The 13,963-nt window shown below is 67.6% G+C and carries 12 protein-coding genes; 8 read left to right on the top strand and 4 right to left on the bottom strand.

Going from position 1 to position 13,963, the window contains the following annotated elements:
• Nucleotides 1–37: 37 nt before the first annotated feature.
• The 4 genes from LWW89_RS00695 to LWW89_RS00680 all read left to right on the top strand — a co-directional run bounded on the left by LWW89_RS00695 (nt 38) and on the right by LWW89_RS00680 (nt 5,685).
• Nucleotides 38–1,534, top strand: coding sequence for a leucyl aminopeptidase (locus LWW89_RS00695; protein ID WP_293259596.1), 1,497 nt, complete (start codon nt 38–40; stop codon nt 1,532–1,534).
• A 7-nt stretch (nt 1,535–1,541) separates the two neighbouring features.
• Nucleotides 1,542–1,985 carry a DNA polymerase III subunit chi gene (locus LWW89_RS00690; RefSeq protein WP_293259593.1) on the top strand — a complete coding sequence of 148 codons (444 nt, stop codon included), beginning with the start codon at nt 1,542–1,544 and terminating at the stop codon, nt 1,983–1,985.
• Between the two features lie 38 nt (nt 1,986–2,023).
• Entirely contained in the window at nt 2,024–2,605 is a 582-nt protein-coding gene (locus LWW89_RS00685; RefSeq protein ID WP_293259590.1) for a hypothetical protein, read from the top strand.
• A 236-nt stretch (nt 2,606–2,841) separates the two neighbouring features.
• Nucleotides 2,842–5,685 carry a valine--tRNA ligase gene (locus LWW89_RS00680; protein ID WP_293259588.1) on the top strand — a complete coding sequence of 948 codons (2,844 nt, stop codon included), beginning with the start codon at nt 2,842–2,844 and terminating at the stop codon, nt 5,683–5,685.
• Nucleotides 5,686–5,800: 115 nt separating this feature from the next.
• Here LWW89_RS00680 and pabB read toward each other — a convergent pair whose 3' ends face one another.
• From pabB to LWW89_RS00665, 3 genes are all read right to left on the bottom strand, one after another.
• A complete protein-coding gene (gene pabB / locus LWW89_RS00675; protein ID WP_293259586.1) occupies nt 5,801–7,672 on the bottom strand; it encodes an aminodeoxychorismate synthase component I in 1,872 nt (623 codons plus the stop codon).
• A gap of 55 nt (nt 7,673–7,727) precedes the next feature.
• Nucleotides 7,728–8,006 carry a sulfurtransferase TusA family protein gene (locus LWW89_RS00670; RefSeq protein WP_293259583.1) on the bottom strand — a complete coding sequence of 93 codons (279 nt, stop codon included), beginning with the start codon at nt 8,004–8,006 and terminating at the stop codon, nt 7,728–7,730.
• A gap of 118 nt (nt 8,007–8,124) precedes the next feature.
• Nucleotides 8,125–9,579, bottom strand: coding sequence for a M48 family metalloprotease (locus LWW89_RS00665; RefSeq protein ID WP_293259580.1), 1,455 nt, complete (start codon nt 9,577–9,579; stop codon nt 8,125–8,127).
• 109 nt (nt 9,580–9,688) lie between these two features.
• On the opposite strand from LWW89_RS00665, the gene moaC reads away from it, so the two are divergent.
• Nucleotides 9,689–10,186: a cyclic pyranopterin monophosphate synthase MoaC gene (moaC, locus tag LWW89_RS00660; RefSeq protein ID WP_293259577.1), complete on the top strand. Its 498-nt coding sequence runs from the start codon at nt 9,689–9,691 to the stop codon at nt 10,184–10,186.
• Nucleotides 10,187–10,281: 95 nt separating this feature from the next.
• Here the strand turns inward: moaC and LWW89_RS00655 are convergent, their stop codons facing one another.
• A complete protein-coding gene (locus tag LWW89_RS00655; RefSeq protein ID WP_054621563.1) occupies nt 10,282–10,485 on the bottom strand; it encodes a cold-shock protein in 204 nt (67 codons plus the stop codon).
• Between the two features lie 266 nt (nt 10,486–10,751).
• Here LWW89_RS00655 and clpS point away from each other — a divergent pair, with 266 nt between their 5' ends.
• The 3 genes from clpS (at nt 10,752) to rraA (ending at nt 13,961) form a co-directional block, all read left to right on the top strand.
• On the top strand, nt 10,752–11,066 hold the full coding sequence (gene clpS, locus LWW89_RS00650; protein ID WP_293259565.1) for an ATP-dependent Clp protease adapter ClpS: 315 nt from the start codon (nt 10,752–10,754) through the stop codon (nt 11,064–11,066).
• Nucleotides 11,067–13,340: an ATP-dependent Clp protease ATP-binding subunit ClpA gene (gene clpA / locus LWW89_RS00645; protein ID WP_293259562.1), complete on the top strand. Its 2,274-nt coding sequence runs from the start codon at nt 11,067–11,069 to the stop codon at nt 13,338–13,340.
• 129 nt (nt 13,341–13,469) lie between these two features.
• Entirely contained in the window at nt 13,470–13,961 is a 492-nt protein-coding gene (rraA, locus tag LWW89_RS00640) for a ribonuclease E activity regulator RraA (RefSeq protein ID WP_293259559.1), read from the top strand.
• Nucleotides 13,962–13,963 lie beyond the last annotated feature (2 nt).

Below are 13,963 nucleotides of genomic sequence, written 5' to 3'. Positions count from 1 at the left end.
CCGAATTTGTGAAAATTCGCCCCGTAAGGAGCAGGTCATGGAATTTAGCATAAAAAGCGGCAGCCCGGAAAAACAGCGCAGCGCCTGTGTGGTGGTCGGTGTTTTTGAACCCCGCAAGCTGACGCTTCCTGCCGAACTCATTGACAATGCGGCCCGCGGCTACCTGTCGGACATCATCCGGCGGGGCGACATGGAAGGAAAGCTCGGCTCCACCCTGCTGCTGCACAACGTTCCCGGCACCCTGTGCGACCGGGTCCTGCTGGTCGGCCTGGGCAAGGAAAAGGAATTCCGCGAAAAGGAATACTGCTCGGCCCTGCGCGCCGCCGTCAAAACCCTCAACGAGACGGGTTCCTTCGACGGCGTGGTGTTCCTCACCGAAACCGGCGTCAAGCGCCGCGACGTGGGCTGGCGCATCCGCCAGGCCGCCCTGGTGGCCCAGGAAACCGTCTACCGCTTCGACCGTTTCAAGAGCAAGAAGGACGAGGTCCGCCGCCCCCTGCGCAAGCTCACCTTCGCCGTGGAGCGGCGCAACGAACTGGCCCCCGCCGAGGAAGCCCTGGCCCAGGGCCTGGCCATCGCCGACGGCGTGTCCTTCGCCAAGAACCTGGGCAACCTGCCCGGCAACGTGTGCACCCCCACCTACCTGGCCGAACAGGCCCTGGAAATGAGCAAGGACCTGGGCCTGGAATGTCAGGTGCTGGAACGGGCCGACCTGGAGACCCTGGGCATGGGCGCCCTCCTCTCCGTGGCCCGGGGCAGCCACCAGCCGCCCAAGTTCATCGTCCTGCAGCACAAGGGCGCCGACGCCAGCCAGAAACCCGTGGTGCTGGTCGGCAAAGGCATCACCTTCGACACCGGGGGCATCTCGCTCAAGCCTGCCCCCGAGATGGACGAGATGAAGTACGACATGTGCGGCGCCGCCAGCGTGCTCGGCACCATCCGCGCCGCCGCCATGATGAAGCTGCCCATCAATCTGGTGGCCCTGGTGCCGGCCAGCGAGAACATGCCCGGCGGCGCCGCCAGCAAGCCTGGCGACATTGTCACTTCCCTGTCCGGCCAGACCGTCGAAATCCTCAACACCGACGCCGAGGGGCGCCTGGTGCTGTGCGACGCCCTGACCTACGCCGAGCGCTTCGAGCCCGAGGTGGTGGTGGACGTGGCCACCCTCACCGGCGCCTGCGTGATCGCCCTGGGCCACGTCGCCAGCGGCCTGTTCGCCAACAACGAGACCCTGGCCCGGGAACTGCTCACCTCCGGCGAGGAAGCCTTCGACCGGGCCTGGCACATGCCCCTGTGGGACGACTACCAGGAACAGCTGAAGAGCCCCTTCGCCGACATGGCCAACATCGGCGGCCGCGCCGCCGGCTCGATCACCGCCGCCTGCTTCCTGTCCCGCTTCACCAAGAAGTACGACTGGGCCCACCTGGACATCGCCGGCACCGCCTGGAAATCCGGCGCCGACAAGGGCGCCACCGGCCGCCCGGTGCCCCTGCTCGCCCACTTCCTGCTCAAGCGGGCCGGCAAGATCGACTGAGCCCGCCATGGCCACGCCCCGGGTGGATTTCTACCACAACGTCCCGGACCGCCTGCTGGTGGCGGTGAAGCTCGCCCACAAGAGCTTCGCCAGCCGCCAGCCGCTGGTGGTGGTGGCCCCGGACGAGCGGATCGCCCAGGCCTTCGACCGGCAGCTATGGTCCCTGCCGGCCCTGTCCTTCACCCCCCACTGCCGGGCCGACTCCCCCCTGGCCGGCGAAACCCCGGTCCTGATCGCCCGCCACCTGGACGAGCTGCCTCCCGGCCTCGGCACGCCGCTGCTGCTCAACCTGGGCGCCGCGGTACCCGAGGGCTACGAGCGCTTCGAGCGCATCCTCGAGATCATCGGCCAGGACGAGGCCGAACGGCTGCCCGGCCGGGAACGGGTCGGCCACTACAAACAGGCCGGCTGCGCGGTAAGCTTCCACGACCTGGGGCAGCGGGCCCACTGACGGCCGGCACGCCCTTCCCCCGCACCCGAGCCCTGACCGTGACCTCCTTCCCTCCCCCGCCCGGCGGCGACGACAACGCCCCCAAGCGGCGCCGCTTCGTCGCCATCGCTCCCGTGGCCCCGCCCGTGGAAGCCGCCAACGAGCCCCAGGCGGCCGCCAACGACGAAGAAGACTTCCCCCTGCTGACCGAGGTGGTGAACGTCGCCGCGGCCGAACCTGCGCCCGAATCCGACACGACGGCAGCGACGGAACCGCCCGCACCTCTCCTAGCTCTGCCGGCCGAAGATTTCACGCTTCCTGCCCAGCCCACACCCGAGGTTCGCGCTTCCCTCCTGGAAACGCTGCCACCTTTCGTGGCCGCGGGCGCCCCGCCCCGTCCTACCGGCAGCGAGGAAGGCCCGCCTGTCTCCCTGGTCACCCCCCTGTCCGCCGACCTGGCCCGGGCCCTGGAAGCCCGCCTCACCGCCGCCCTGCCCGACATCGTCGCCGAGGCCCAGGAGGCCGCCCAGGCCGTGCTGCGCCAGCGCATCGAAGCCGCCACCCAGGCGGCCATCGAAGGCGCCCTGGCCGACCTGCTCCACGCCACCCCGCCCCTGCCCGACGGGGACCATCCGGCCTGAATCGTGGCCTGAGCCGCCGCCTCCTTCACGGCGCGACACCCAGCCTGACTCCCGGCAAGCCGCCCCCACGGCACACCGCCGGGAGGGCCGGCTCCGGTCGGGTATAATTTCCGGTTTTCCGCCAGCGCCCGGCCTGCCTTTCCGCACTCCGCCGCCGGACCGGCCTTCTATCGATCCATCGATCCGGATGCGCCCGCATCCGCCTTCGCCTCCATCCAGTCTCGCCACCGTTCGCCATGGAACTCGCCAAGAGCTTTGAACCCGCCGCCATCGAAGGCCGCTGGTACCCCGCCTGGGAAGAAAGCGGCTACTTCGCCGCCGGCCTGGACACCACCAAGCCCGCCGACCAGTCCTTCTGCATCCTGCTGCCGCCGCCCAATGTCACCGGCACCCTGCACATGGGCCACGGCTTCAACCAGACCATCATGGATGCCCTCACCCGCTACTACCGGATGAAGGGTCGCAACACCCTGTGGCAGCCGGGCACCGACCACGCCGGCATCGCCACCCAGATCGTGGTGGAGCGCCAGCTGGACGCCCAGGGCATTTCCCGCCACGACCTGGGCCGGGAGAAGTTTCTGGAGAAGGTGTGGGAGTGGAAGGAATACTCCGGCGGCACCATCACCCGCCAGATGCGCCGCCTGGGCACCAGCCCGGACTGGAAGCGGGAACGCTTCACCATGGACGCCGGCCTCAACAAGATCGTCACCGAATCCTTCGTCCGCCTCTACAAGGAAGGCCTGATTTACCGCGGCAAGCGCCTGGTGAACTGGGACCCGAAGCTGCACACCGCCGTCTCCGACCTGGAAGTGGTGCAGGAAGAGGAAGACGGTTTCATGTGGCACATCCGCTACCCCCTGGCAGACGGCAGTGCCACCCTGACCGTGGCCACCACCCGGCCCGAGACCATGCTGGGCGATACCGCCGTCATGGTCCACCCGGAAGATGAGCGCTACAAGCACCTCATCGGCAAGATGGTGAAGCTGCCCCTCACCGACCGGGAAATTCCGGTCATCGCCGACGCCTATGTGGACATGGAATTCGGCACCGGCGTGGTCAAGGTCACCCCGGCTCACGACTTCAACGACTACGCCGTGGGCCAGCGCCACAACCTGCCCCTCATCTCTATTCTCACCCTGGACGGCAAGATCAACGACCACGCCCCCGAGAAGTACCGGGGCCTGGACCGTTTCGATGCCCGCAAGGTGGTGGTGGAAGACCTGGAAGCCCTGGGCATCCTGGAAAAGACCGACAAGCACAAGCTCAAGGTGCCCCGCGGCGACCGTACCGGCGTGGTCATCGAGCCCATGCTCACCGACCAGTGGTTCGTCGCCATGTCCAAACCGGGCGAGGACGGCAAGTCCATCACCGAGAAGGCCCTGGACGTGGTGCAGTCCGGCGAGATCAAGTTCTACCCGGAAAACTGGGTGAACACCTATAACCAGTGGCTCAACAACATCCAGGACTGGTGCATCTCCCGCCAGCTGTGGTGGGGCCACCAGATTCCCGCCTGGTACGGTGTGAACGGCGAAGTCTTCGTCGCCCACAACGAAGAGGAGGCCCGGGCCCAGGCCGATGCCGCCGGTTACGCCGGCCAGCTGACCCGGGATGCGGACGTGCTGGACACCTGGTACTCCTCCGCCCTGTGGCCCTTCTCCACCCTGGACTGGACCCCCGAATACCCGGCCAAGTCCAACCCGGCCCTGGATCTGTACCTGCCCTCCTCCGTGCTGGTCACGGGCTTCGACATCATCTTCTTCTGGGTGGCGCGCATGGTCATGATGACCAAGCACATCACCGGCAAGATCCCGTTCAAGCACGTCTATGTGCACGGCCTGATCCGCGACGGCGAAGGCCAGAAGATGTCCAAGTCCAAGGGCAACGTGCTCGACCCCATCGACCTGATCGACGGCATCGGTATCGAAGACCTGGTCAAGAAACGCACCTTCGGCCTGATGAACCCCAAGCAGGCCGCCCAGATCGAGAAGAAGACCCGCAAGGAATTCCCCGACGGCATCCCCGCCTTCGGCACCGACGCCCTGCGCTTCACCTTCGCCAGCCTGGCCAGCCCGGGCCGCGACATCAAGTTCGACCTGAACCGCTGCGAGGGCTACCGCAACTTCTGCAACAAGCTGTGGAACGCCACCCGCTTCGTGCTGATGAACGTGGAAGGCCACGACCTGGCCCTCGAACACAGCCAGGCCGCCGACGGCTCCTGCCCGGCCACCCCGGGCGCCGCACCGCTCCAGTTCAGCTTCGCCGACCGCTGGATCGTCAGCCAGCTGCAACGCCTGGAAGCGGAAGTCGCCCAGTATTTCACCGACTACCGCTTCGACCTGCTTGCCCAGGCCATCTACCGCTTCGTCTGGGACGAGTTCTGCGACTGGTACGTGGAACTGGCCAAGGTGCAGATCAACGGCAGCGACGACGCCCTGGCCCGGGGCGCCCGGCGCACCCTGGTGCGGGTGCTGGAAACCATCCTGCGCCTGGCCCACCCGCTGCTGCCCTTCATCACCGAAGAGCTGTGGCAGACCGTGGCCCCCATCGCCGGGCGCAAGACCCACCCGTCGATCATGCTCGCCCCCTATCCGGAGGCCAACCCGGCCCGCATCGACCCGGAATCCGAGGCCAAGGTGGAGCGCCTTAAGGCCCTGGTGTCGGCCTGCCGCAACCTGCGCGGCGAGATGACCATCTCCCCGTCGGTGAAGGCGCCCCTGGTGGTGGCCGGCGATGCTGCCGAGCTGGCGCCGCACCTGCCCTACCTGGCTGCCCTGGCACGCCTCTCCGAGATCAGCGTGGTGGACGACCTGCCCGCCGACAGCCTGGCCCCGGTGGCCGTGGCCGGCGAAACCCGTCTGATGCTTCAGGTGGAGATCGACGTGACCGCCGAGAAGGAACGCCTGTCCAAGGAAATCGCCCGCCTCGAAGGCGAGATTTCCCGGGCCTCGGCCAAGCTCGGTAACGAGAGCTTCGTCGCCCGGGCCCCGGCGGCGGTGGTGGATCAGGAGAAGAAGCGCCTGGCCGATTTCTCTGCCACCCTGGAGCAGCTCAAGCCGCAACTGGCCAAGCTGGGCGGCTGATCCGGAGCCCCGGTGCCGGTACTGCCGGCAACGCCAATGAGAAAGCCGCCTTCGGGCGGCTTTCTCATTCCGTGTCACAGGCACCCGGCGGGCAGTGCGCGCCCCGGGCGCCGCATCAATCCCGCAGGTGCACCGGTACCAGCCCGCGCAGGGCGTTGCCGCAATAGAGGGCCTCGGCGCGTTGCAGGTCGGCGGGGGTCAGTATCGCTTCCTCGGCCGCGCCCCGGGCCAGCAACTCGGCGCGCAGCACCCCGGGCAACACCCCGCAGGCCAGGGGCGGGGTCAGCAGGCGGCCATCGATGCGGGCGAACAGGGTGCTGCGCGCCCCTTCGGCCACTTCGCCGCGCTCGTTGCAGTAGAGCACGTCGAAGACTTCCGGCGTGGCGGCCAGGCCGGTCAGGGCCCGGTCGTAGCGGCCGCGCACGGTGGTCTTGTGGGCCAGCCAGCCGTCCCGGGAATCCACCGGCTCGGCCGCCGGCAGCAAGGCCAGGGGACCGGCGGGCAAGGGGTCGAGGGGCGCCCGGGCGATTTCCACATCGCCGCTCCGGCCCAGGGTCAGGCGTACCCGCCAGGCGGCGGGGGAGCCGCCGGCCTGGCCGGCTTGCGCCCATTCGCGGCGGGCCTCCGCTCCGGCCTGTTCCAGTGCCCGCGCTACGGCCAGCCAGTCGCAGACGAAACCGAGAGCTGCCGCCGAGCGGGTCACCCGGGCCCGGTGGCCGTCCAGCCGGGGGTAGCGGGCACCGCCGGCATCCACCTCCAAGCGCAGGGTTTCGATCAGACGCGGCGCCTGGGCCACATCCCCTGCGAGGGCGGCATCGGTGAGAAAGCGGGCCTTGAGCAGGCACTCCCGGTATTCCGCCGCCGGATCGGAGCCATAGGTGATGCCGCTGCCCACCCCCAGGCGCAGGGTGCCGTCCCGGGCCAGCTCGACGGTGCGGATGGCCACGTTGAAGCGGAAGTCGCCCCCCGGCGCGATCCAGCCCAGGCTGCCGGTGTACAGCCCCCGGGGTTCCCCCTCCAGTTCGGCGACGATCTGCATGGCCCGCACCTTGGGGGCGCCAGTGATCGAGCCGCAGGGAAAGAGGGCCGCCAGGATCTCGGCCAGCCCGGCGTTGGGGCGCTGGGTCGCCGCCACGGTGGAGGTCATCTGCAATACCGTGGGATAGGGCTCGACGTCGAACAGGCGCTCCACCGTCACCGATCCCGTTTCCGCCACCCGGGCCAGGTCGTTGCGGATCAGGTCCACGATCATCACGTTCTCGGCCCGGTCCTTGGCGGAGGCGGCCAGGGCCGCCCGGGCCGCCGCGTCCTCGGCCGGCGTGGCGCCCCGCGGGGCGGTGCCCTTCATCGGCCGGGAGACGAGCCGGGCGCCCTGGCGTTCGAGGAACAGCTCCGGCGACAGCGACAGGATGGCGCCCTCGTCGTGCATCACCACGCCGCCGCAGCCCACCGGCTGGCGGGCGCACAGGTCGGCGTAGAGACGCAGGGGATGGCCGATGCAGCGGCCGGTGACGGGGAAGGTGAAATTGACTTGGTAGCAATCGCCGGCGGCGATGTAATCACGGATGCGCTGAACCCCGCGCCGATAGGGCATCTCCGCCATGGCAGGCTGGAGATCGCCTATCCACGCGGGGTTTGACGACTGCCACGCGGAAAGCCAAGCCTGGCGCGCCGTTCCGTCCAGGTGGTCGCGGCTCTCGAAGCACCAGAAACGGGCCAGGGGGCCGGGCGGCGGCGCTACGCCCACGGCCGGTTCCAGGGCCAGTCCCAGCTCATAGCCCAGGGCGGCGACTACCGTGTGGCCGGCGTCATTCCAGGCGGCAACCCGGTCCAGGGTCGCCTCCCAGGCGGCGGGGCCGTCCACGGTACAGGCGGCTACCAGGCCATGGTAGTACCAGGCGCCACCGGCCCCGTCGTCGAGCAGGGCGAACGCCCCGGGAAGCGGGGCGTCGGGCAGGGGAAGAAAAGGGAAAGCGTCTGCGGCCACGGCGATGGAACGGCCCTGGGGCCGCAGGCCCCAAGCGGGGCTTGAGGCTAAAGGCTTACTTGCGCTTGAGGAAGAAGGAGAAGACCTGGCTGTCTTCGTCGCTGCCGAGCAGCTCGTTGCCGGTCTGCCGGGCGAAGGCCTGGAAGTCCTTGACCGACCCCGGGTCGGTGGCGAGCACCTTGAGCACTTGGCCCGAACTCATCTCTGCCAAGGTTTTCTTGGTGCGGAGGATGGGCAGGGGGCAGTTGAGGCCCTTTACGTCGAGCTCGCGGTCGAAGGCAGGAGTGGTCATGGCGTCGTGCAGGAAAGAGGCGGGATCGGGCAGAAGCGGCATCGGAGCGAGCCGCCGGCACGGCCTGCGAATCCCCCGCTCCCCAGCGATCAAGCGGCCCGGGGCGGGGCACCGCAGCGCCGACCATTCTACTCCATCCATGGCCGGCGTCAGGGGCGGGTCAGCGCCGTTTTTCCTCCGCCAGCCGGGCCTTCAGCTCCTTGAGCCGGGCTTCCACCACCGACTGGTCGTAGAAGTTGCCGTCGCCGGCGCGCTGGGCCAGGGTGAGCTGCTCCACCGCCTGGGCGGTCTGCCCCTGCAAGGCGTAGGCCTCGGCCAGGGCCCGGTGCTGGGCGAGCTGGCGGCCCAGGGCGGCCTGGCTCTTGGCCAGCAGGAAGTAGAAGGACGGGTCCTGGGGATAGGTCTGGATCTGGTTCTCGGCAAAGGCCGCCGCGTCGGTGAAACGGTTGGTGGCGTAGAGGGTGTCGCCCAGCCCGTAGATCAGCCCCCGAGCGAAGGGGAAGCGCTTCAGGCCGTCCCGGTAGGCGGCCTCGGCGCCGGCCTTGTCGCCGGCGGCCATGCGGATTTCCGCCGCCAGGCTATCGACCATGGCCGAATTGAGCTTGGCCCGGCGCAGGACCTGCAACTCCCGCTCGGCCAGGGCCGTGTCGTTGGCGCGCAGGGCGGCCCGGGCCAGACCCAGGTGGGCGGCGGATTCGCTGACGTACTTGTGTTCGCGCAGCAACTGCTCGAAATAGGCCACCGCCTCCTTGGGGGTGCCGTCCATGGAGCGCACCTTGGCCCGCACCAACTGGAAGTCGGGGCTGTCGGTGACCTGCCGGTAGGGCAGGTTCTGCACCCGGTTCTGCATGTCGGCGATCCGCTCCACCGTCAGGGGGTGGGTGCGCAGGTAGGCCGGGGCGTTGTTTTCGTAGAGCCGGGTGGCCTGTTGCAGGCGGGCGAAGAAGTCGGCCATGCCGTGAGGGTCGAAGCCGGCCTTCTGCATAGTCTGGAAGCCGATCCGGTCCGCCTCCCGCTCGAACTCCCGGGAAAAGGCCAGGGACGACTGGATGGCGCCAGCCTGGGCCGACACCATGGCGGCGCCAGCCACCTGGGTGTTGGAGCGGGCTGCCAGGATGCCCAGGGCCAGGGCCACCATGGAGGCGATCGAGGTCTGCTTGTCCTTGGCGATGCCCCGGGCTAGGTGGTGCTGGGTGACGTGGGAAATTTCGTGGGCCAGCACCCCGGCCAGTTCGGACTCGGTCTGGGCGGCGGTGAGCAGCCCGGTATTGACGCCCACGTAGCCGCCGAAGGTGGCGAAGGCGTTGATCGTGGGGTCCTTGAGGGCGAAGAAGGTATAGCCGAAGGCCGGGTCCGGGCTGGCCGCCGTCAGCCGCCCGCCGATCCGGTTCAGGTAGTCGGTGATCTCCGGATCGTTGAGGTAATCCGGGTCGCGGCGGATGTCGTTGAAGATCTGTTCACCGACCTTCTTTTCCATCTGGGGCGAAACGTCGGCCTGGGCGGCATCGCCCAGGTCGGGCAGCCCTTCGGCACGCAGCGGGCCGCTCGGCCCGAAGGCCAGCAGCAGGGCAAAAGCCAGCGCCAGGGGGCGCCGTAGGGAGGGAGCGCAAACCATGGGCGCTATAATATCAGCGCTCTCCCGGCACGACTTGCCCTACGACTGACGGTGGCTTGTGGGGAGACCGCTTTTACCCCCGCTTACACTCCTTTTCGACGATTCCGCCATGGCCGATCAGCCCGCCCCCCCCCTCACCCACTTCGACGCCGCCGGCCAGGCCCACATGGTGGACGTGGGCGGCAAGACGGAGACGGCGCGCCGGGCCGTGGCCGTGGGCACGATCCGGATGCTCCCGGAAACCCTGGCCCTGATCCGGGAAGGCAACGCCCAAAAGGGCGACGTGCTGGGCATCGCCCGCATCGCCGCCATCCAGGGCGCCAAGCGCACCGCCGACCTGATCCCCCTGTGCCACCCCATCGCCCTGACCCGGGTGGCGGTAGAGTTCGCCCTGGACGACGCCGCCAGCACCGTCACCTGCACCGCCACCGCCGAATGCACCGGCCGTACCGGGGTGGAAATGGAGGCACTCACCGCCGCCAGCGTCGGCCTCCTCACCATCTACGACATGTGCAAGGCGGCGGATCGGGGCATGGCCATCGAGTCCCTGCGCCTGCTGGAAAAAGCCGGCGGAAAATCCGGCCACTGGCAGGCGGAAAGCGCCTAATTCCACGCCCCGCGCCCCCATACGCAGCCCGACAACGACAAAGGCCCGCCAGTCTTGCGACTGACGGGCCTTCGTCTTCCTGCTCGCCTAAGGGATTAGGCGCGCTGGATGTTGGAAGCTTGCTTGCCCTTCGGACCCTGGGTCACATCGAAGGACACCTTCTCCCCCTCCTTCAGCGTCTTGAAACCATTCATGGTGATCGCCGAGAAGTGAGCAAACAGATCCTCGCCGCCGTCGTCCGGAGTGATGAACCCGAAGCCCTTAGCATCGTTGAACCACTTAACGGTACCAGTTGCCATTTTTACAACTTCCTTTCTACTCAATACTCAAAAGCCCCGGGTTTATTTATTAATCCCCGTGTGCCCACTTAATGTCTGATTCCCGTCAGCGGTGGGCGCTGCCGGTGCGAAACGGGATAGCCAAAACCCCCCGGGACCCGCATAGAATCGAACACCAGCGCTTTTGTACGATGGTTTCTCGCTATCCGTCAAGCATTTTTTGCACCCTATTTCCGGGCCTCTCGAGCGACGTTGCAGAATCGTTGCGAACGCTTAGAATCCATTGCATGGCAACACGCACACGCTCCTCCGGCGGCGAATCCCTCGAAGCGGTCAAAACCCGCCTTTCGCCTCCCCCCCTCTACAAAGTGGTCATTCTCAACGACGACTTCACCCCCATGGACTTCGTGGTCGAAGTTCTCGAGCGTTTTTTTTCGCTCAACCGAGAACAAGCGACCCGAATCATGCTCCAAGTTCATAACGACGGACGAGGCGTCTGCGGGGTCTACCCCCGGGACATCGCGGCGACCAAAGTGGAACAGGTCACGTCTTTCGCCCGTCAGCACCAGCACCCGCTGGCGTGCATCATGGAGGAAAATTAAATGATCGCTCAGGAACTCGAAGTCAGCCTTCACATGGCGTTCGTGGAGGCCCGGCAGAAGCGTCACGAGTTCATCACCGTGGAGCACCTGCTGCTGGCCCTGCTCGACAACCCCTCGGCGGCGGAAGCCCTGCGGGCCTGCGGCGCCAACCTGGAACAACTGCGGCGCGATCTGACCGATTTCGTCACCGAACACACGCCCACCGTCTCGGGCGACGCCGACATCGACACCCAGCCGACCCTGGGTTTTCAGCGCGTCATCCAGCGGGCGATCCTGCACGTGCAGTCCTCGGGCAAGAAGGAGGTCAACGGCGCCAACGTGCTGGTGGCCATCTTCGGCGAGAAGGACTCCCACGCGGTGTACTTCCTGCAGAAGCAGAACATCTCGCGCCTCGACGTGGTGAACTTCATTTCCCACGGCGTGGCCAAGGTGCCCCAGTCGCCGTCCTCGCCCAAGAGCGAGGCCGAGCACGAGGGTGAGGGCGAGGAGCGCGGCGGTTCCGGCCCCCTGGAGAACTACACCATCAACCTCAACGCCCAGGCGTTGCAGGGCAAGATCGACCCGCTGATCGGCCGTGACAAGGAGTTGGAGCGGGTCATCCAGACCCTGTGCCGGCGGCGCAAGAACAACCCGCTGCTGGTGGGCGAGGCCGGCGTGGGCAAGACCGCCATCGCCGAAGGCCTGGCGCGGCGCATCGTCGAGGGCGAGGTGCCCGAGGTACTGGCCGACGCCCACGTCTACGCCCTGGACATGGGCGCCCTGCTCGCCGGCACCAAATACCGCGGTGACTTCGAGCAGCGCCTCAAGGGCGTGCTCAAGCAGTTGCAGGACACGCCCCATTCGATCCTCTTCATCGACGAGATTCACACCCTGATCGGGGCCGGCTCGGCCTCGGGCGGCACCCTGGACGCTTCCAACCTGCTCAAGCCGGCCCTGGCCAACGGGCAGCTGAAGTGCATCGGCGCCACCACCTATACCGAGTACCGGGGCATCTTCGAGAAGGATCACGCCCTGTCGCGGCGCTTCCAGAAGGTGGACGTGCCCGAGCCGTCCGTGGCCGAGACCATCGAGATCCTCAAGGGCCTCAAGTCCCGTTTCGAGACCCACCACGGCATCAAGTACTCGAACGCCGCCCTGACCTCGGCGGTGGAGTTGTCGGCCAAGTTCATCAACGACCGGCACCTGCCGGACAAGGCCATCGACGTGATCGACGAGGCCGGCGCCGCCCAGCGCATCCTGCCCAAGTCGCGGCAGAAGAAGCTGATCGGCAAGGCCGAGATCGAGGACATCGTGGCCAAGATCGCCCGCATCCCGCCGGCCCACGTGTCCAATGACGACCGGGCCGCGCTGAAGAACCTGGACCGGGATCTGCGCGCCGTGGTGTTCGGCCAGGACCCGGCCATCGACGCCCTGGCCAAGGCGATCAAGATGGCCCGTTCCGGCCTGGGCAGCCCGGGCAAGCCGATCGGTGCCTTCCTCTTCTCCGGCCCCACCGGCGTCGGCAAGACCGAAGTGGCCCGCCAGTTGGCCTACAGCCTGGGCATCGAACTGGTGCGCTTCGACATGTCGGAGTACATGGAGCGCCATGCCGTGTCGCGCCTGATCGGCGCGCCTCCGGGCTACGTAGGTTTCGACCAGGGCGGCCAGCTCACCGAGGCCATCAACAAGAAGCCCCACGCGGTTCTGCTGCTCGACGAGATCGAGAAGGCCCACCCGGACATCTACAACATCCTGTTGCAGGTGATGGACCACGGCACCCTGACCGACAACAACGGGCGCAAGACCGACTTCCGCAACGTGATCGTGATCATGACCACCAACGCGGGAGCGGCCGACCTGCAAAAGCCGGCGATGGGCTTCACCTCCAACAAGGAGGTGGGCGACGAGATGGTCGAGATCAAGCGGCTGTTCACCCCGGAGTTCCGCAACCGGCTCGACGCGGTGATCTCGTTCAAGCCCCTAGACCACGACATCATCCTGCGGGTGGTGGACAAGTTCCTCATGCAGCTGGAAGAGCAGCTCCACGAGAAGAAGGTGGAAGCCATCTTCACCGACGCCCTCAAGGAGTTCCTGGCCGAGAAGGGCTTCGATCCCCTCATGGGCGCCCGCCCCATGGCCCGGCTCATCCAGGACACGATCCGCTCGGCCCTGGCCGACGAGTTGCTGTTCGGCCGCCTGGCCAGCGGCGGACGGGTAACGGTGGACCTGGACAGATCCGGCGCCGAACCCAAGGTCAAACTGGCCTTCGCCGAGGAGGCCGAAGCGGTGGTTTGATCCTCCCCCGCCCGGCAACCTCCCAGGCCGCCCCGCTCTCCGGGGCGGCCTTTTTATTTCGCGCCGCCGCCCCTACACTACCGGCCCGATGCAGAAGTCATTCCCCACCCAGCCTTGCGAGGAGACATCGTGAGTTTCAAGACCCCCGACCTGTGTGACGAGTTCGAAAACGACGCCGAGGCCAACCTGCGCGTCGTCGATCCCCTATTCCGCGCCTACGGCGGCCGCCCCGCCTTTTCCGGCCGGATCGAAACCCTCAAGCTGTTCGAGGACAATTCCCTGGTGCGCGAAGCCCTGGGTGAGGACGGCCAAGGCAAGGTGCTGGTGGTGGATGGCGGCGGCAGCCTGCGCTGCGCCCTGGTGGGCGACCAGCTGGCCGCCCTGGCGGTGAAGAACGGCTGGGCCGGCATCGTCGTCTATGGCTGCATCCGCGACACCCCGGACATGGCGGCCATGGACCTGGGGCTGCGCGCCCTCAACACCCACCCCAAGAAGAGCGTCAAGAAGGGCGCCGGCGACCGCAATCTGCCGGTGACCTTCGGCGGCGTCACTTTCGTGCCCGGCCAATGGCTTTACGCCGACCAGGACGGCATCGTGGTGGCTGCCCGGGCCCTGGCCTGAGG

This window comes from Oryzomicrobium sp. (assembly GCF_021287045.1).
Classification (GTDB): domain Bacteria; phylum Pseudomonadota; class Gammaproteobacteria; order Burkholderiales; family Rhodocyclaceae; genus Oryzomicrobium.
This window is presented reverse-complemented; position numbering and strand designations above follow the sequence as displayed.